The 16,861-nt window shown below is 71.5% G+C and carries 16 protein-coding genes; 8 read left to right on the plus strand and 8 right to left on the minus strand.

The window, feature by feature from the left end; translation table 11 throughout:
* Positions 1-303 precede the first annotated feature (303 nt).
* From galE to idi, 3 genes are all read left to right on the plus strand, one after another.
* Positions 304-1,287, plus strand: a complete 984-nt coding sequence (galE, locus tag STSP_RS20525) for a UDP-glucose 4-epimerase GalE (RefSeq protein WP_067280036.1) — start codon at positions 304-306, stop codon at positions 1,285-1,287.
* Between the two features lie 167 nt (positions 1,288-1,454).
* Positions 1,455-2,393, plus strand: a complete 939-nt coding sequence (locus STSP_RS20530) for a cation diffusion facilitator family transporter (protein WP_067280039.1) — start codon at positions 1,455-1,457, stop codon at positions 2,391-2,393.
* A 314-nt stretch (positions 2,394-2,707) separates the two neighbouring features.
* Positions 2,708-3,334 carry an isopentenyl-diphosphate Delta-isomerase gene (gene idi, locus STSP_RS20535; RefSeq protein ID WP_067280042.1) on the plus strand — a complete coding sequence of 209 codons (627 nt, stop codon included), beginning with the start codon at positions 2,708-2,710 and terminating at the stop codon, positions 3,332-3,334.
* Positions 3,335-3,370: 36 nt separating this feature from the next.
* On the opposite strand, the gene STSP_RS20540 is transcribed toward idi, so the two are convergent.
* Complete coding sequence (locus STSP_RS20540; RefSeq protein WP_067280044.1) at positions 3,371-3,901, minus strand: ATP-binding protein; 531 nt, start codon at positions 3,899-3,901, stop codon at positions 3,371-3,373.
* 290 nt (positions 3,902-4,191) lie between these two features.
* Here STSP_RS20540 and STSP_RS20545 point away from each other — a divergent pair, with 290 nt between their 5' ends.
* Complete coding sequence (locus tag STSP_RS20545) at positions 4,192-4,974, plus strand: enoyl-CoA hydratase/isomerase family protein (RefSeq protein WP_067280047.1); 783 nt, start codon at positions 4,192-4,194, stop codon at positions 4,972-4,974.
* Here the strand turns inward: STSP_RS20545 and STSP_RS20550 are convergent.
* Positions 4,961-5,596, minus strand: a complete 636-nt coding sequence (locus STSP_RS20550; protein ID WP_067280049.1) for a DJ-1/PfpI family protein — start codon at positions 5,594-5,596, stop codon at positions 4,961-4,963. The genes STSP_RS20545 and STSP_RS20550 overlap by 14 nt on opposite strands.
* Before the next feature lie 40 nt (positions 5,597-5,636).
* Positions 5,637-6,605 (minus strand): GlxA family transcriptional regulator, encoded by a 969-nt coding sequence (locus STSP_RS20555; RefSeq protein WP_067280051.1) that lies wholly within the window; start codon positions 6,603-6,605, stop codon positions 5,637-5,639.
* Between the two features lie 125 nt (positions 6,606-6,730).
* On the opposite strand from STSP_RS20555, the gene STSP_RS20560 reads away from it, so the two are divergent.
* The 3 genes from STSP_RS20560 to STSP_RS20565 all read left to right on the plus strand — a co-directional run bounded on the left by STSP_RS20560 (position 6,731) and on the right by STSP_RS20565 (position 10,430).
* Entirely contained in the window at positions 6,731-7,597 is an 867-nt protein-coding gene (locus STSP_RS20560) for an SCO6745 family protein (protein WP_067280053.1), read from the plus strand.
* Between the two features lie 137 nt (positions 7,598-7,734).
* The gene (locus STSP_RS39715) at positions 7,735-7,878 is read left to right on the plus strand and encodes an LPFR motif small protein (RefSeq protein ID WP_198547393.1); all 144 of its coding nucleotides are present in this window, start codon (positions 7,735-7,737) and stop codon (positions 7,876-7,878) included.
* Between the two features lie 167 nt (positions 7,879-8,045).
* The gene (locus STSP_RS20565) at positions 8,046-10,430 is read left to right on the plus strand and encodes a Tex family protein (RefSeq protein WP_067280056.1); all 2,385 of its coding nucleotides are present in this window, start codon (positions 8,046-8,048) and stop codon (positions 10,428-10,430) included.
* A 138-nt stretch (positions 10,431-10,568) separates the two neighbouring features.
* Here STSP_RS20565 and STSP_RS20570 read toward each other — a convergent pair whose 3' ends face one another.
* The 3 genes from STSP_RS20570 to STSP_RS20580 form a co-directional block, all read right to left on the minus strand.
* Entirely contained in the window at positions 10,569-12,206 is a 1,638-nt protein-coding gene (locus STSP_RS20570; RefSeq protein WP_067280059.1) for an ABC-F family ATP-binding cassette domain-containing protein, read from the minus strand.
* Positions 12,207-12,304: 98 nt separating this feature from the next.
* Positions 12,305-12,838 carry a TrmH family RNA methyltransferase gene (locus STSP_RS20575; protein WP_067280061.1) on the minus strand — a complete coding sequence of 178 codons (534 nt, stop codon included), beginning with the start codon at positions 12,836-12,838 and terminating at the stop codon, positions 12,305-12,307.
* Between the two features lie 85 nt (positions 12,839-12,923).
* Positions 12,924-13,952 (minus strand): oxidoreductase, encoded by a 1,029-nt coding sequence (locus STSP_RS20580; protein ID WP_067280064.1) that lies wholly within the window; start codon positions 13,950-13,952, stop codon positions 12,924-12,926.
* A 67-nt stretch (positions 13,953-14,019) separates the two neighbouring features.
* Between STSP_RS20580 and STSP_RS20585 the strand changes: the two genes are divergently transcribed.
* Entirely contained in the window at positions 14,020-14,982 is a 963-nt protein-coding gene (locus STSP_RS20585; RefSeq protein WP_078067357.1) for an FAD-dependent oxidoreductase, read from the plus strand.
* A gap of 6 nt (positions 14,983-14,988) precedes the next feature.
* On the opposite strand, the gene STSP_RS20590 is transcribed toward STSP_RS20585, so the two are convergent.
* Together STSP_RS20590 and STSP_RS20595 are read right to left on the minus strand one after the other, a co-directional pair.
* Positions 14,989-15,876 (minus strand): oxygenase MpaB family protein, encoded by an 888-nt coding sequence (locus tag STSP_RS20590; RefSeq protein ID WP_067280182.1) that lies wholly within the window; start codon positions 15,874-15,876, stop codon positions 14,989-14,991.
* A 436-nt stretch (positions 15,877-16,312) separates the two neighbouring features.
* A complete protein-coding gene (locus STSP_RS20595) occupies positions 16,313-16,795 on the minus strand; it encodes a F0F1 ATP synthase subunit B family protein (protein WP_067280069.1) in 483 nt (160 codons plus the stop codon).
* Positions 16,796-16,861: the final 66 nt, after the last annotated feature.

Below are 16,861 nucleotides of genomic sequence, written 5' to 3' on the forward strand. Positions count from 1 at the left end.
GCCCCTGGCCCAGGGCCGGGCGGCGCATCGGCTGAGGTTATCGGATGAACACAAGCAGGTGTTCACCACCCGTTCACGGTCCGATAAGCGCGGTCTGCGTGGCCGCAGCCGTGACGATCATCATCGGGGATCGGCACCCCGGCTCACAAACCGTGGCCCCAGATGCCCACAAACCGTGGCCCCAGATGCCCGCAAACCGTGAGCCCGGATGCTCGCATACCGTGAGCCCGGATGCTCGCATGCCCGGCACCGGGTCCGGCACGGGCATGCCCGTGCCGCCGGTCCGGCTTAGGGTTGGCCCTCATGACATGGCTGATCACAGGTGGAGCTGGATATATAGGGGCACACGTGGCGCGGGCCATGGCCGGCGCCGGAGAGCGCGTGGTCGTGCTCGACGACATCTCGGCCGGCGTCCCCGACCGGCTGCCGCCCAAGATCCCGCTCGTCGAGGGCTCGGCGCACGACGCCGCGCTGCTGAAGCGCGTGCTCGCGGAGCACGCGGTGACGGGTGTGGTGCATCTCGCAGCCCTCAAGCAGGTGGGCGAGTCCGTCGCCCAGCCGCTGCGCTACTACCGCGAGAACGTGGGCGGCCTGGCGGTGCTTCTCGAGGCGGTCGCCGGGGCGGGGGTCACACGGTTCCTCTTCTCCTCGTCCGCGGCCGTGTACGGCAACCCTGATGTGAACATGATCACCGAGGCCACGCCCTGCGCCCCTCTGAGCCCGTACGGCGAGACCAAGCTCACCGGTGAGTGGCTGGTGCGGGCGGCGGGCCGGGCGCACGGCATCGCGACGGTGTGCCTGCGCTACTTCAACGTGGCGGGCGCCGCGGAGCCGGAGCTCGCGGACACGGGCGTGTTCAACGTCATCCCGATGGTCTTCGACCGGCTCACCCGCGACGAGGCTCCGCGGATCTTCGGCGACGACTATCCGACGCCGGACGGCACCTGCATCCGCGACTACATCCATGTCGCCGATCTCGCCGAGGCGCACCTCGCGGCCGCACGCCGGCTCTCGGCCGCCGACGCGTCGGGTGATCTGACGGTGAACATCGGCCGCGGTGAGGGCGTCTCCGTACGCGAACTCATCACGACGATCGCCGAGGTGACCGGCGACCACCGGCCGCCGGTCGTGGAGGCGCGCCGCCCCGGCGACGCTCCGCGCGCGGTCGCATCCGCCGACCGGGCGGCGAAGGAGCTGGGCTGGACGGCCCGGTACGGGGTCCGCGAGATGGTCGAGTCGGCGTGGCAGGGCTGGTGTCTGCGACACCCCGAGGCCGCCCGTAACTGATCTTGTCACCGCTCTGACCTGCGCATCGTTTCCGCAGGTCAGAGCATATGACAACGGTGTTCACTGCAGTGTTTGCCCGATACCCCCCGCCCGTAGTTCACTGGGCGCGAGCCCGTACGGCGGATCACGCCGCGGCGGGCGGCACGGCGATACGGAGGGCGGCTTCCATGGGAGCTGGGCACCACCACGGGCATGCGCACGGCGCACCCGCGACGGGTACCGCGTCGGGCGCGTACCGCGGGCGGCTGCGCGTCGCGCTCGTGATCACGCTCACGGTCATGGCGGTCGAGATCGCGGGAGGCATCGCGGCGGATTCGCTGGCCCTGATCGCGGACGCGGCACACATGGCAACGGACGCCCTCGGCCTCGGCATGGCACTGCTCGCCATCCACTTCGCGAACCGCCCCGCGACCGCCAACCGCACCTTCGGACTGGCGCGGGCCGAGATCCTCGCCGCGCTCGCCAACTGCGTGCTGCTGCTCGGTGTGGGCGGCTATGTGCTGTTCGAGGCGATCGAGCGGTTCATCACTCCGGCCGACACCCACGGCGGGCTGACGATCGTCTTCGGCCTCGTCGGCCTGGTGGCCAACTCACTCTCGCTGGCCCTGCTGATGCGCGGCCAGAAGGAGAGCCTGAACGTGCGCGGCGCCTTCCTCGAGGTGATGGCGGACGCGCTGGGCTCACTGGCGGTGATCGTGTCCGCGGTCGTCGTCCTGACCACCGGCTGGCAGGCGGCCGACCCGGTCGCCTCGCTCGTCATCGCTCTCATGATCGTGCCGCGGACGGTGAAGCTGCTGCGCGAGACGCTGAACGTCCTGCTGGAGGCGGCCCCGAAGAACGTCGACATGGCCGAGGTGCGGGCGCACATCCTGGCTCTGCCGGGCGTCGAGGACGTGCACGACCTGCACGCCTGGACGATCACCTCGGGCCTGCCGGTGCTCTCCGCACACGTCGTCGTGAGCTCCGATGTCCTCAACAGCATCGGCAACGAGAAGGTGCTCCACGAACTGCAGGCATGCCTGGGCGATCACTTCGACGTCGAGCACTGCACCTTCCAGTTGGAGCCGGGCGGGCACGCGGAGCATGAGGCGAGGCTCTGCCACTGAGGCGGCCGGGCCCAGTGCTCTGAGGTCGCCAGGCCCTGAGGCCGCCGTGCCGCCAGGCCACCGGACCGGACGCTGAGGCCGCCGGACGCTCAGGCCGCGAGACGCTGTGCCGCGAGCACGGCGCCGAGTACGGCGCCGAGTACGGCCGGCGATGCGGGCCGTGTCCCTCATCCGGCGGAAATCCGCTGATCACACGTGCGTGATGCATGTCTCGCCGCCCTGCGGGGGAGCGGGACATGCGGGGGCGCCGCGACCCGGGACTGCCCGATGCGTACGGCAGACTTGAGGTTCGAAGACCGATACGAAGGATGCGTATGCCGATCACACCTGCCACCACGGGGCCCGGTTCATCATGGGAGCCGCTCCCAGGCCCGCAAGGCTCTGGGGGAGGCACCACAGAAGCGATCTTGCTGGAACTGGTCGACGAGGACGGCATCACGATCGGCACGGCGGAGAAACTGGCCGCGCACCAGCCACCGGGGCAGCTCCACCGGGCCTTCTCGGTGTTCCTCTTCGACGAGCAGGGCCGGCTGCTGCTGCAGCAGCGCGCGCTCGGCAAGTACCACTCCCCCGGTGTGTGGTCGAACACGTGCTGCGGACATCCGTATCCGGGCGAGGCGCCGTTCGCCGCTGCGGCCCGCCGGACGTACGAGGAGCTGGGAGTCTCACCCTCACTGCTCGCCGAGGCGGGCACGGTCCGCTACAACCACCCGGACCCGCACTCGGGCCTGGTGGAGCAGGAGTACAACCACCTCTTCGTCGGGATGGTGCAGGCGCCGCTCAGACCGGACCCCACGGAGGTCGGCCAGACCGCGTTCGTGACAGCCGCCGAGCTGGTGGAGCGGCACGCGAAGGATCCGTTCTCGGCGTGGTTCATGACGGTGCTGGATGCGGCGCGACCCGCGATCAGGGAGCTCACCGGGGCTTCGGCCGGCTGGTGACCGCGCCCGGCGGGGTCGCACCAGGACCGCCGGTGGCTACTGCGCCAGGCCCGGCTTGAGCGGCAGAGCCGCCCAGATGACCTTGCCCCCGCCGGCGGTGTGTTCGACATCGCACACCCCGCCCGCCTCCCGGGTGATCTCGCGCACGAGCAGCAGACCGCGGCCGCCGGTCTGGCCGTAGTCGGCCTCCAGGGCCGTCGGGCGGTACGGATGGTTGTCCTCGACGGAGACCCGGACCCATTCGGATCCGACGGCCACCTCCACCGCGAGCATGGGCGAGAGCAGGGCGGCATGCCGTACCACGTTGGTGACCAGCTCGGAGACGATCACCAGCAGCCCCTGGACCAGGTCGTCCGATGCGGGCACGCCCTGCCGCGCGAGCAGATCGCGGACCGCGTGCCGCGCTTGGGGCACGGATGCGTCCACGGCGGTGGCGGTGAACCGCCAGACACCCTCGTACGGCTGGGGGCACACCTGTGGAGAGTCCGGGGGTGCCACAACGGGGCTTCGCTCGGCGCCCCCGCCGGCTGGTGGGTGAGGGCCGGCCCCCCACCCGCTGTCGTCCATGGTCCGGTCGCCACCTTTACGCTCGATTGTCGCCACGCAAAGAGTGTTGGGAATGTGCCGGTCCATACCCCACCACTGACGCAAAGTCTGCGAGTATCGACGGCTTCTGATCGTTGGCGTATGACAGCGTCAGTTGTGTGACTGCTCCTGCCCTTGTTGTGCTGCCTTCCGAGGCTCTTCGGGTTGTATGCGACGGGGCGGCGAATTGCCCGTACTTGTCCGTCGTGGCGTCATCACGGCCGCACCCTTCCTGATCGCACGTCCGGAGCCGATGGATAGCATTCCGGCTCATGGAGCCGCAGCTGCTGCACACCGTCGCCGACGGCGTCGCCACCGTCGTCATCCGCCACCCGGCGAAACGGAACGCCATGACCGCCGACATGTGGCGGGCGCTGCCTTCGCTGCTCGACGGTCTGGCGAAGGATCCGGCCGTTCGGGCCCTGGTGCTGACGGGCGAGGGCGCGACGTTCTGTGCGGGCGCGGACATCTCCTCGCTGCGGGAGCCCTCGGCAGGCGCTGCCGAGGGGCCTCAGGCACTGGCCGTTGGGCCGCAGACACTGGCCGTGGAGGCCGAGGAGGCGCTGGCGGCGTTCCCCAAGCCGACGCTCGCGGCCGTGCGCGGGCACTGCGTGGGCGGCGGATGCCAGCTCGCGGCCGCCTGTGATCTTCGTTTCGCCGACGAGGACGCGCTGTTCGGAGTGACGCCGGCGAAGCTCGGGATCGTCTATCCGGCCTCGTCCACGCAGCGCCTGGTGTCGCTGGTGGGACCGGCCACCGCGAAGTACCTCCTGTTCTCGGGCGAGTTGATCGACTCCGGCCGTGCCCTGCGCACCGGTCTGGTGGACGAGGTGCTGCCTTCCGGCGAACTCGCCAAGCGCGTCGCGGAGTTCACGCGCGTGCTGGTCTCGCGCTCGCAGCTGACGCAGGCGGCGGCGAAGGAGTTCGCCGGTGGCCGCCTGGACCGGGCCGCGTACTGGGCGGAGCAGGAGCGGGGCAGCGGTGACCGGGCGGAGGGAGTGGCCGCGTTCCTGGAGGGCAGGCGGCCACGGTTCACCTGGACTACGTCAGGCTGAAGCGGCTCTTGGTGCGGAACTCCTCCACGAGGTGCGCCGGCGCCTTGTGCGGGGCTCCGGCGTCGTACGGCGGCTGCGGGTCGTACTCGGTCAGCAGCTGTACGGCCTGGGCGTGCTCTTCGCCGGCGATCCGGCCCACGAGGGTGAGGCCCATGTCGATACCGGATGAGACGCCGGCGGCGGTGACGTACTTGCCGTCGATGACGACGCGTTCGCCGGTTGGCTCGACTCCGAACTGCTTCATGTAGTCCAGGGCCAGCCAGTGGGAGGTGGCGCGGCGGCCCTCGAGCAGGCCCGTGGCCGCGAGCAGCAGCGAGCCGGTGCACACGGACGTCGTCCAGGTGCTGGTCGCGTCGGTGGTGCGCAGCCAGTCGAGCAGCGTGTCGTTCTCCATCTGCGGGGTCTGGCCGGGGCCGCCGGGGACGACGACGATGTCGGGGCGGGTGACCTCGGCGAGGGTCTTGTCCGCGGTGATCGCGAGTGCTCCGGTGTCGGTGCGGACGGGTCCGGACTGTTCGGCGACGAACACCAGCTCGGCGTCGGGGAGGCGGCCGAGTGTCTCGTACGGGCCGACTGCGTCGAGGGCGGTGAAGCGGTCGAAGAGGACAATGGCGATCTGCATGGGACTGCCCTTCGGTGTGGTGTGTGTGGGCGGTGCGGGCTCAGCGAGGGACGGGTGCGTGGAAGCGGCGGCGGTACTCGGCGGGCGGAGAGCCGAGTGCCTTGAGGAAGGCGCGGCGCATCGCCTCGGGGGTGCCGTAGCCGCAGGCGCGTGAGATCTCCTCGATCCCGTCGGAGGTGTCCTCCAGGAGCCGGCGCGCGTGTTCGATGCGTATGCGCTCGACGTACCGGCCGGGTGTCACGCCGGTCTCGGCCTGGAAGGCGCGGGCGAAGTGGCGCGGTGAGAGCCGGGCGCGCGCGGCGAGCGACTCGACGGACAGGTCGCCATCGGGGTGTTCGGTGATCCACTGCTGGACGTCGCGCAGCGGTTCGCGCTGCGCGGTCTGCGCGGCGAGCTGGGCGCTGAACTGGGCCTGGTTGCCGGGGCGACGGAGGAAGACGACCAGGTGCCGCGCGACCGTGAGCGCCGTCTCCCGTCCCAGATCCTCCTCGACGAGCGCGAGAGCCAGGTCGATGCCGGAGGTGACACCGGCGGACGTGGCCACGTTCCCGTCGCGTACGAAGATCGGGTCCGGGTCGACCTCGACGGCCGGGTGGTCGCGGGCGAGCCGGTCGCACACGTTCCAGTGGGTGGTGGCCCGACGGCCGTCCAGCAGTCCGGCCGCGGCCAGCAGCAGCGCCCCGCTGCACACGGAGACCAGGCGCTCGGCTCCCGGGGCCCTTTCGCGCAGCCAGTCGATCAGCTGCGGGTCGGGCGTTCTGGTGCCCTGGCCTCCGGGGACGAGAAGGGTGTGCGGGTCAGCCGCGTCGTGGAGGGCGCAGTCGGGGACGAGGGTGAGCCCGCTGGAGGTGCGGACGGGTCCGCCGTCGAGCGAGGCGGTGCGGATCCGGTACGTGTCCGGGTCCCCGGAGCTTTTGGCGGCGCCCGTGAACACCTCCACGGGGCCGGTGAAGTCGAGGCTCTGGACGTCGTCGAAGAGGACGACGAGAACGGATCGGTGCTGGGCCATGCCTCGATTCTTCGATGCGGGGGTCATGGCTGCAATGACGAGTTCCCCACCTATCCTGCCATCGCGGCCCGTGACTATCGGCCTTCGCCTTCACGACATACCAACCAGTCGGTAATCTGCGCGGCATGAACTCACCCCTGCCGGAGCGCGCCGCGCGCCGATGCCACAACGCGATCAATCCGCTGCACTCGACCCACTACTTCTCGCCGGACCTCGCAAAGGAGATGGCGGGTATCGGCATCGAGGACCGCAACGCCGCGTACTTCGCGGTGCGGGCGGCCGCCATGGGCCCGGTCGGTGCGGGCACGGTGACGGCCACGTTCTACAACTTCAACCACGAGCTCGTGGCGCGGCACGTCCCCGCGGTATGGCGCATCGCCTCTCCGGAGACGGTCCTCGCGGCACGCGCGCGTGCCGTCGACGCGACGCTGCGCCGTCTCCTCGGAAAGGAGGCGCTCGCCTCGGAGGAGATGGCCGAGGCGGCCCGCCTCGCCCTGCGCGCCACCGAGGCGTGCAGCAGGACGGCACGCCCGCTGTACGCCGCGCACGCCGACCTGCCTGTGCCCGAGGAGCCGCACCTGGCGTACTGGCACGCCGCGACGCTCCTGCGCGAATACCGCGGTGACGGGCACCTCGCCGTGCTGCTGGCTGCGGAACTCGATCCGTTGGAGGCCCTGGTGACGCACACCGCGACCGGCAAGGGCATGTCTCCGAAGTGGGTGCTGGGCACCCGCGGATGGTCCCGGCAGGACTGGGACGCGGCGACGGAGCGGCTGCGTTCGCGTGGACTGCTCGACGTGGACGGCGAGTTGACGGACGCCGGGACCGCGCTTCGGCGTGATCTCGAGACGCAGACGGACCGGCTCGACCGGGCGCCGTACGAACACCTGGGCGCGGCGGGCGTCGAACGACTCACCGAACTCGCGGGGGGCTTTCTCATGGCGGCCGTGGCGGCGGGGGCCTTTCCGGCCGGGATGATCGGCAAGAACTGACTGCGGCTCATTGCCGCTGTCCGCCGCAGCCGCAAGTGCAGCCGACTGCATGGTCGACGGAAGCCGAGGTACCCGTTCGTCCGCGGCCATCCGGGCCGTTCCCGACCGTTTCCGGCGGGAAGACGAAAGGAGAAGACGTGCTCCGTGCAATTGCAGATGTTCTGCGTCAGATCGGGGCGGCCATCGCCACTGTGGTGACCCTGCCCTTCCGGGCTCTGGCCCGGCTGTTCGGCGGCGCCGCCCACTCGACGCGCCGCACAGGGCGGGCCCACCGGGCGTGAACGAGCGCGGACAGCGCCGAGCCCGCCGGCCAGGCGGTCTGTCACCCGTGCCGGCAGCGCACGGGTGACCTCACTCTCACCCGCACAGGGCCGTGCCAGATCCTCGGTTGTCGGCGGGGCCTGCCACAATTGCCGCGCAACCTCAGTGGAGAAGGCGGTACGGGATCGTGACCACACCCCTCGTAGGGTCCATCGAAGGCAGGATCGCCGAGGAGCTCGGCGTACGGGAGCGGCAGGTCAAGGCTGCCGTCGAGCTGCTCGACGGCGGTTCGACGGTGCCCTTCATCGCCCGCTACCGCAAGGAAGCGACCGAGATGCTCGACGACGCGCAGCTGCGCACGATCGAGGAGCGGCTGCGCTATCTGCGGGAGCTCGAGGAGCGCCGGACGGCGATCCTCGACTCGGTGCGCGAGCAGGGCAAGCTCACCGACGAGCTGGAGGCGCAGATCCGCGGCGCCGAGACCAAGGCCCGGCTCGAGGACATCTACCTGCCGTACAAGCCGAAGCGGCGCACCAAGGCGCAGATCGCGCGCGAGGCCGGCCTGGAGCCGCTCGCCGAGGGGCTGCTCGGCGACCCCACCGTCGAGCCCCTCGCCGCGGCCGCCGCCTTCGTCGACGCCGACAAGGGCGTCCCGGACCCGCAGGCCGCACTGGACGGCGCCCGTGCCATCCTCACCGAGCGCTTCTCGGAGGACGCCGACCTCATCGGCGAGCTGCGCGAACGCATGTGGACGCGCGGCCGCCTCGCCGCCAAGGTGCGGGACGGCAAGGAGGAGGCGGGCGCCAAGTTCGCCGACTACTTCGACTTCGCCGAGCCCTTCACCGAGCTGCCCTCGCACCGGATCCTCGCGATGCTCCGCGGCGAGAAGGAGGAGGTCCTCGACCTCGTCCTGGAGCCGGAGGAGCCCTCTGACGAGCCCGGCCCCTCCTCGTACGAGGCGATCATCGCCAGTCGGTTCGGGGTGGCCGAGCGCGGTCGTCCCGCCGACAAGTGGCTGGTGGACACGGTGCGCTGGGCCTGGCGCACGCGCATCCTGGTGCACCTCGGCATCGACCTGAGGCTGCGGCTGCGTACGGCAGCCGAGGACGAGGCGGTGCAGGTCTTCGCCGCGAACCTGCGCGATCTGCTGCTCGCCGCCCCGGCGGGTACGCGCGCGACGCTGGGGCTCGACCCCGGTTTCCGTACGGGCGTGAAGGTGGCCGTGGTCGACGCGACCGGCAAGGTCGTGGCGACGGACGTGATCTACCCGCACGTCCCGCAGAACAAGTGGGACGAGGCCATCGCCAAGCTCGCGCGGCTCGCCAAGGAGCACGCGGTCGAGCTGATCGCCATCGGCAACGGCACGGCCTCCCGCGAGACGGACAAGCTGGCCGGTGAACTGATCACCAAGCATCCCGAGTTGAAGCTGACCAAGGTGATGGTGTCCGAGGCGGGCGCCTCGGTGTACTCGGCCTCGGCCTTCGCGTCGCAGGAGCTGCCGGGCATGGACGTGTCGCTGCGCGGCGCCGTCTCCATCGCCCGCCGTCTCCAGGACCCGCTCGCCGAGCTGGTCAAGATCGACCCGAAGTCCATCGGTGTCGGCCAGTACCAGCACGACCTCTCCGAGGTGAAGCTGTCGCGCTCGCTCGACGCGGTCGTCGAGGACTGTGTGAACGGCGTCGGCGTGGACGTCAACACGGCCTCCGCGCCGCTGCTCGCCCGGGTCTCCGGCATCAGCAGCGGCCTCGCCGAGAACATCGTGGCCCACCGGGACGCCAACGGCCCGTTCACGTCGCGGCAGGGTCTCAAGGACGTGGCCCGGCTGGGCCCGAAGGCGTACGAGCAGTGTGCGGGCTTCCTGCGGATCCGCGGCGGCGACGACCCGCTGGACGCCTCCAGCGTGCACCCCGAGGCGTACCCGGTGGTGCGCCGCATGGTGAAGACCACGGGCGGCGATGTGGCGTCGCTGATCGGCAACACGGCGGTGCTGCGCTCACTCCGCGCCGACGCCTTCGTGGACGAGACCTTCGGTCTGCCGACCGTGACGGACATCCTCCGCGAGCTGGAGAAGCCGGGGCGGGACCCGCGTCCGGCGTTCAAGACGGCCACGTTCAGGGAGGGCGTCGAGAAGATCTCCGACCTGTCCTCCGGGATGGTGCTGGAGGGGGTCGTCACGAACGTCGCCGCGTTCGGCGCGTTCGTGGACGTCGGTGTCCACCAGGACGGTCTCGTGCATGTGTCCGCGATGTCCAAGACGTTCGTCAAGGACCCGCGGGACGTGGTGAAGCCGGGTGACATCGTCAAGGTGAAGGTGCTGGATGTCGACATTCCGCGTAAGCGGATCTCGCTGACGCTGCGGTTGGACGACGAGGCTGCGCCTGCGTCTTCCTCTTCTGCCGGGGGTGGGCGACCCCAGCGTGGGGGGCGGCCGCCCCAGCAGCGGGGGCAGCAGTCGCGGCAGGGCCGCGGGGGCGGTGGGTCTCGGCAGGCGCCTCCGCCGCCTGCCAACAGTGCGATGGCTGATGCGCTTCGGCGCGCGGGGTTGGTCGACCCCAAGGGGGGTCGGGGCTGAGGTTTGGCCCCCGCGGTGCGGGGTTGACGTCGTACGCCGAGTTACCGTGACGGGTGGGTTGTGCCCACCCGTTCCGCCCTGCGGAACGCCTGCCCACAACGCGGCGGCGGGACGGCTGCCCGCAACCGGACGGGCTGGTCAGCGTTCCGTTACCTTGCCGTCCGCTACCTCCAGCCGCCGCGTCGTGCGTACCGCGTCCAGCATGCGGCGGTCGTGGGTGACCAGGAGCAGGGTGCCCTGGTACGAGTCGAGGGCGGACTCGAGTTGTTCGATGGCGGGCAGGTCGAGGTGGTTGGTCGGCTCGTCGAGGACGAGGAGGTTGACGCCGCGGCCCTGGAGCAGCGCCAGGGCCGCTCGGGTGCGTTCGCCCGGGGAGAGGGTCGCCGCCTGGCGCAGCACGTGGTCGGACTTCAGCCCGAACTTGGCCAGCAGGGTGCGGACCTCGACGGGCTCGGTGTCGGGGACGGCCGCGGAGAACGCGTCCAGGAGTGACTCCGGGCCGTGGAACAGCGCCCGGGCCTGGTCCACTTCGCCGATGAGGACGCCCGCGCCGAGTGCCCCATGCCCCGCGTCGAGCGGGACACGGCCGAGGAGGGCGGCGAGCAGCGTGGACTTGCCCGCGCCGTTGGCGCCGGTGACGGCGACCCGGTCGGCCCAGTCGATCTGCAGCGTCACGGGCCCCAGCACGAAGCCGTCACGCCGCACCTCGGCATCGCGCAGGGACGCGACGACCGCGCCGGAGCGCGGCGCCGCGGCGATCTCCATCCGCAGCTCCCACTCCTTGCGGGGCTCCTCGACGACATCGAGCCGCTCGATCATGCGCTGGGTCTGCCGGGCCTTCGCGGCCTGCTTCTCGCTCGCCTCGCTGCGGAACTTCCGGCCGATCTTGTCGTTGTCCCCCGCCTTGCGGCGGGCGTTCTTGACGCCCTTGTCCATCCAGGTGCGCTGCATCTGCGCCCGTTCCTGCAGGGCCGCCCGCTTGTCGGCGTACTCCTCGTACTCCTCGCGGGCATGCCGGCGCGCGGTCTCGCGCTCCTCCAGGTACGCCTCGTATCCACCGCCGTAGAGGTTGATCTGCCGCTGGGCGAGGTCGAGTTCGAGGACCTTGGTGACCGTGCGGGCGAGGAACTCACGGTCGTGGCTGACGACGACCGTCCCGGCGCGCAGTCCGGTGACGAACCGCTCCAGGCGCTCGAGTCCGTCCAGGTCCAGGTCGTTGGTGGGCTCGTCCAGCAGGAACACGTCGTAGCGGGACAGGAGGAGGGACGCCAGACCGGCCCGCGCGGCCTGTCCACCCGACAGCGACGTCATGGGTTGGTCGAGCTCGATGCGCAGCCCGAGCGAGTCGGCGACCTCTTCGGCCCGCTCGTCCAGGTCGGCACCGCCGAGGCCGAGCCACCGCTCCAGGCTGATCGCGTAGGCGTCGTCGGCGCCCGGCGCACCGTCGACGAGTGCCTGGGTGGCCGCGTCCATGGCGCGCTGCGCCTCGGCGACACCGGTGCGGCGGGCGAGGAACTCCCGTACGGTCTCGCCGGGGCGCCGTTCGGGCTCCTGCGGCAGATGCCCCACGGTGGCGGAGGGCGGTGAAAGCCGCAGCTCACCCTCCTCGGGGGCGTCGAGCCCGGCGAGCAGACGCAGCAGCGTGGACTTCCCGGCGCCGTTGGCACCGACGAGCCCGATCACATCCCCCGGTGCGACGACGAGGTCGAGCCCGGAGAAAAGGGAGCGGTCGCCGTGCCCGGCGGCGAGGTTCTTGGCGACGAGGGTGGCAGTCATCAGGACGTAGATCCTAACGAGTGACTCGCGGGTGACTGGAATCGCGCGGCAAGGCACGGCACGGCATGGGCGCATCGGACATGGGCGCTTCGGACCCGTCACAGCAGCCCGGCCAGCTTGTACAGCACCAGTGATCCCGCGACGGCCACGTTGAGGCTGGCGCCCGTCCCGACCATCGGGATCTCCACGCACACGTCCAGCAGGTCCAGCGCCTCCGGGGGTATGCCCTGCTGCTCATGTCCGAGGACGATCACGGTCCGCTCCCGGGCGGGCGGGAGCTCGGCAAGGCGGATCGCCTCGTCGGCCAGTTCCACGCCGACGACGCGTGTCCCCCGTGCGCGCTCCCGCTCCAGCCAGCCCACCGGGTCGCCTGTCCAGTGCACGCACGGCGGCTTGCGGAGGGTGTTCCCGCGGGCCAGCGCCTCCGGCACCCACGGGAAGCGCGGCACGGTCAGGCATGCCCCGGTCGCGTCACACGTACGGGCGAGGGTGCCCAGGTTCGCACCGTGCAGCGGCCACAGGGGCGCCACGTAGAGGTGGTCCCAGCAGGAGTGGGTGCGCGGTCGGCGCGCGCGGCGCAGTTCGCCGGGCGTCCGCGTACGGATCGACGGTCCGCTCCTCCGGGCGCTCACCGCGCCACGGAGGCGTACCTCCAGCTCTTCTCAGAACTCATCGTCGTCAGGGCGATGTACGGCTCGCCCCCGGCCGGTCGGTGGGTCATCGCGCCATGGGCGCGACCAGCACGCTGTCCGTCGTGCGCGCCACGATGAAGGATTCCCCCTTGGTCGCCTTCGCGTCCAGTGCAATTCGGTGCTTGCCAGGTTCGAGGATGTCGTCGAACACCTCGTGGGTGTGCGTGCGGTACAGCCTGTCGAGGCGGTACGCGGTGAGCTGGACGCGGCAGGTGGAGCTGACCTCGACACCGGCCTCGCCGTCGGCGGCGACGAGACGGGTGAGCCGGCGCTGCTCCAGCGGGCTGCGGTCCAGGGCGTGCTCTATCTGGGCGACGAGCAGCGGGATGATCGGCGCCAGCCCGTCGACGTAGGCGACGTCCACACCGGCGCGCTTGAACGCGCCCCGTACGGCGGCGCGTTGTCCTTCACTGACGGCGCGGCCGAAGGCGACCGCTCCGTAGGTGCGCAGTTCGTCCGCGGGGACGTCCGCCGCGTCCGTCGTGATCTCGGCGCCGATGCCGATGGTGCGCAGGGCGGCGGCGAGTTTGGCGAGGACGGCGACGCGGGCGCCGATCAGCAGGACACGGCGTGGCGCCGGTTCCTGCCGGTCGAGCAGGCTCTGCAGCGCACTGCGGTACTCGGCGCCGCGGAAGCGGAACGGCCCTATGCCGTGATAGCCGTTGAGTTCGAGATCGGCGTGCTCGTCGGTCTGCCAGGCGAAGTCCCGCCAGACGAAGTCGTCGCTGCCGTCGTCGGCCTTGTCGATGGCCGCGGTGACCGCGCCGCACTCGATTCCCTCGCACTCGGGGCAGCCGTAGATCACGTACCGCCCGCCGGGCAGCGGAGCCTCCGCCTCCAGCAGCAGCGCACGCACCTGGGCGGTGAAGATCGCGGGCGGGATGTCGGAGGCGAGCGGCGACACCGCGTCGAGATCGGACAGTTGGAAGAGCAGCGGCCTTCCGTCGACGATGAAGTCGACGAAATCCCGGTGCAATTGGTAGTCACCATTGGCGAGGACCCCGCCGGCACGCACAGCCGGGGCCAGACCGAAGGTCGCGTACTCGGCACACATGTCCTGAGTATCCCCACCTGGAACCTGATGTGAGCACGGCATCACTCATTCCGCTACGGTCCGGGGCATGAACAGGGACGTGATCGTGGTGGGCAGCGGTGTCATAGGTCTGACGACTGCCGTCGTGCTGGCCGAGCAGGGGCGCAGGGTGCGGGTCTGGACCCGGGAGCCCGCCGGACGCACCACGTCAGCGGTCGCGGGCGCGCTGTGGTGGCCGTACCGCATCGAGCCGGAGGCTCAGGTCGGCGACTGGTCGCTGCGGACGCTGCGGGTGTACGAGGAGTTGGCGGAGCGGTCCGGCGAGACGGGCGTACGCATGGTGGAGGGCGTGCACGCCGACACGCGTCTGGACGGGCTGGGCGACTGGGCCGCGCGGGTGCCCGGGCTGCGGGTGGCAGGGGCCGGGGAGGCAGGGGCCTTCGCCGGGGAGGGGCTGTGGGCGCGGCTTCCGCTGATCGACATGCCCACGCATCTGGGGTGGCTCGGCGAACGGCTGTCGGCGGCGGGCGGTGTCATCGAGGAGCGCACTGTCGGGCACCTGTCCGAGGCGACCGATCAGGCGCCCGTGGTGGTCAACTGCGCGGGTCTCGGCGCCCGGGAGTTGGCGGGGGATCCCGCCGTGCGTCCCGTGCGGGGCCAGTTGGTCGTGGTGGAGAACCCGGGGGTCACGACGTGGTTCACGGCCGCGGACCCGGCTTCGCACGCCACGACGTACTTCTTTCCGCAGCCGTACGGACTCGTGCTCGGCGGCACCGCGGACGACGACGACTGGTCTCTGGAGCCCGATCCGACGGTGGCCGAGGAGATCGTGAAGCGGTGTGCGCAGGTACGTCCCGAGATTGCCGGTGCGCGGGTGCTGGAGCACCGGGTGGGGCTGCGGCCGGCGCGCGACGCCGTGCGGCTGGAGCGCGAGATCCTGCCGCGAGGCGGGGTGCTGGTGCACAACTACGGGCACGGTGGTGCGGGTGTCACGGTGGCGTGGGGATGCGCGCAGGGGGCGGCCCGGCTGGTGGGCGGGGCCGCCGCCTGACAGGGGTCATCCTGATGCGTGGGTGGGGCCGGCCGGGGCGGCCCGGTGGGCGGCTCGGGCCCGTCGGGCCAGGGTGAAGTAGCGGAGGCGCTCAGGGAGGAGGGGGACCACCGTGCGTACCGCATGTCCGAAGCGGCGCAGGCGGCGCTCCTGAACCGGCGTCCAGGGCAGGCCGATCGCCTCGCGGGCGCCGGGGGGCATCAGCCCGATGGTGACGAAGCGCCGGAAGCGGACGAACTGCGGTAGGAGGACGGGCCACAGCGCGCGCAGGGCGAGACGTATCGCGAGCGGGCCGCGGTCCGGGGGCGGGATGGGACGGTCCACCGCGACCAGTTCCTGCACCACCCTCGTGAGCTCCAGTTCCTCGGCGAGCATCGCGCGGTAGTACGGCCAGAACTCCTCGAGGGTCCCCGGCATGTCCCGGTCGCGGATGCCCAGGACCCGGCCGACCTGGAGCCACTCGGCGTACAGCTGCCGCTCCTCGTCGTCGGTGTACGGGCGACGGCCGAGGTACTGCCGGGCGTGCCGCATGACGGGGAACCCGGTGGCGTGCACCCAGGCGTAGGCCTCGGGCATGAGGGCGTGGTACGGGCGGCCGTGCGCGTCCGTTCCCCGGATCGCACGGTGCAGCCGCCTCAGCCGCCGTCCTTCCTCGGCGGCGGCCGCCTGCCCTCCGTAGACCCACAGCTGCAGGGACCGCAGGGACCGCTCGCCGCGTCCCCACGGATCCGTGCGGAACACGGAGTACTCGTCGACGCCCGCGGCGACGGCGGGGTTCGCCACCTGGAGGGCGAGCGCGGGCGGCAGGGTGAGCAGTGTGCGGATCTCGCCGGTGACGTCCCAGAGGAGGCCGCCGGGCGGGGGCGGCAGGACGGTGCTGGGCGGGGGCGGCAGGACGGTGCTGGCCGGGGGCGGCAGGGCCGTGCTGGGCAGGGGCGGTGCGATGCCGTCCGACGGGCGGGGCTCGGTCGTCTCCACCGCATCGGCCTCATGGGCCGCACGTGGCCGGCCCCCTCTCCCCCGGTTCGCGGACCGAAGGTCTTCGGCCATGCCGATGCGCTCCTCTGCCCGGCCTGCGGTGCAGGGCTGGCGAGGCGGCCGGAGCGGAGGGGGACGGGTGCCGGGCACCCCCGCAACGCGGCTTTCGCCCGAGTCGGAGGTCTCGGGCCCAGATCCCGTGTCCGGCCGGCTCCTACGCATCCAGTATGCGATCACCGCACGTAGAGGGCTCTCCGAGCCCGCAGCCAGCGGCCTCGGCCTCGCGACGGACAGCGGGTGGCGCGGGGCGCGTGGCGCGTGACGGGGGAACGCCTGCCCCGGACAGGGAGGATCAGGCGCGCGGATCCGCCATTGTCCGCGCAGGCAGCGGCTCCCCCACGATGCGGCTCGCCAGGTTGGACGCCAGCTCCGAGACGCTGATGCGGAGTTCCGCCTCGGCCGCGGCGCGCTGGGCCTCGATGGTGGCGTGCCCGGCCTCGATGATCGCGTCGCGTTCGCGCATCCCGTCCTCCCGGGCAGCGGCGATCAGCGCAGCGCCTTCCTCGGCGGCCCGCTGCCGGATGCGTGCCGCGCCATGACGGGCTTCGGCCAGGACCTGCTCCGTCTTGGCGCGCTCGCTCTCCGCCCTGCGGCGCACCGCCTCCGCACGCTCGGCGGCACCCTCGATCGCGTCCTCGCGCTCGGCGATGACGCGGTTGATCCGCGGCAGCACACGCGCGATGAGGAAGAACACCGCGGCGAACAGCGGGAGCGCGACCGCGAGTTCCTCGACCTTCGGATTGAGCGGGCCTATGTCCGTGGGAACGAGATACATAACCACGACCTACCCGCTCATCCGTGCGAAACAACGCGCATCTGCGCCAGAGTTGGCCGAAACGTA

It is taken from the genome of Streptomyces jeddahensis, from assembly GCF_001642995.1.
Lineage (GTDB): Bacteria > Actinomycetota > Actinomycetes > Streptomycetales > Streptomycetaceae > Streptomyces > Streptomyces jeddahensis.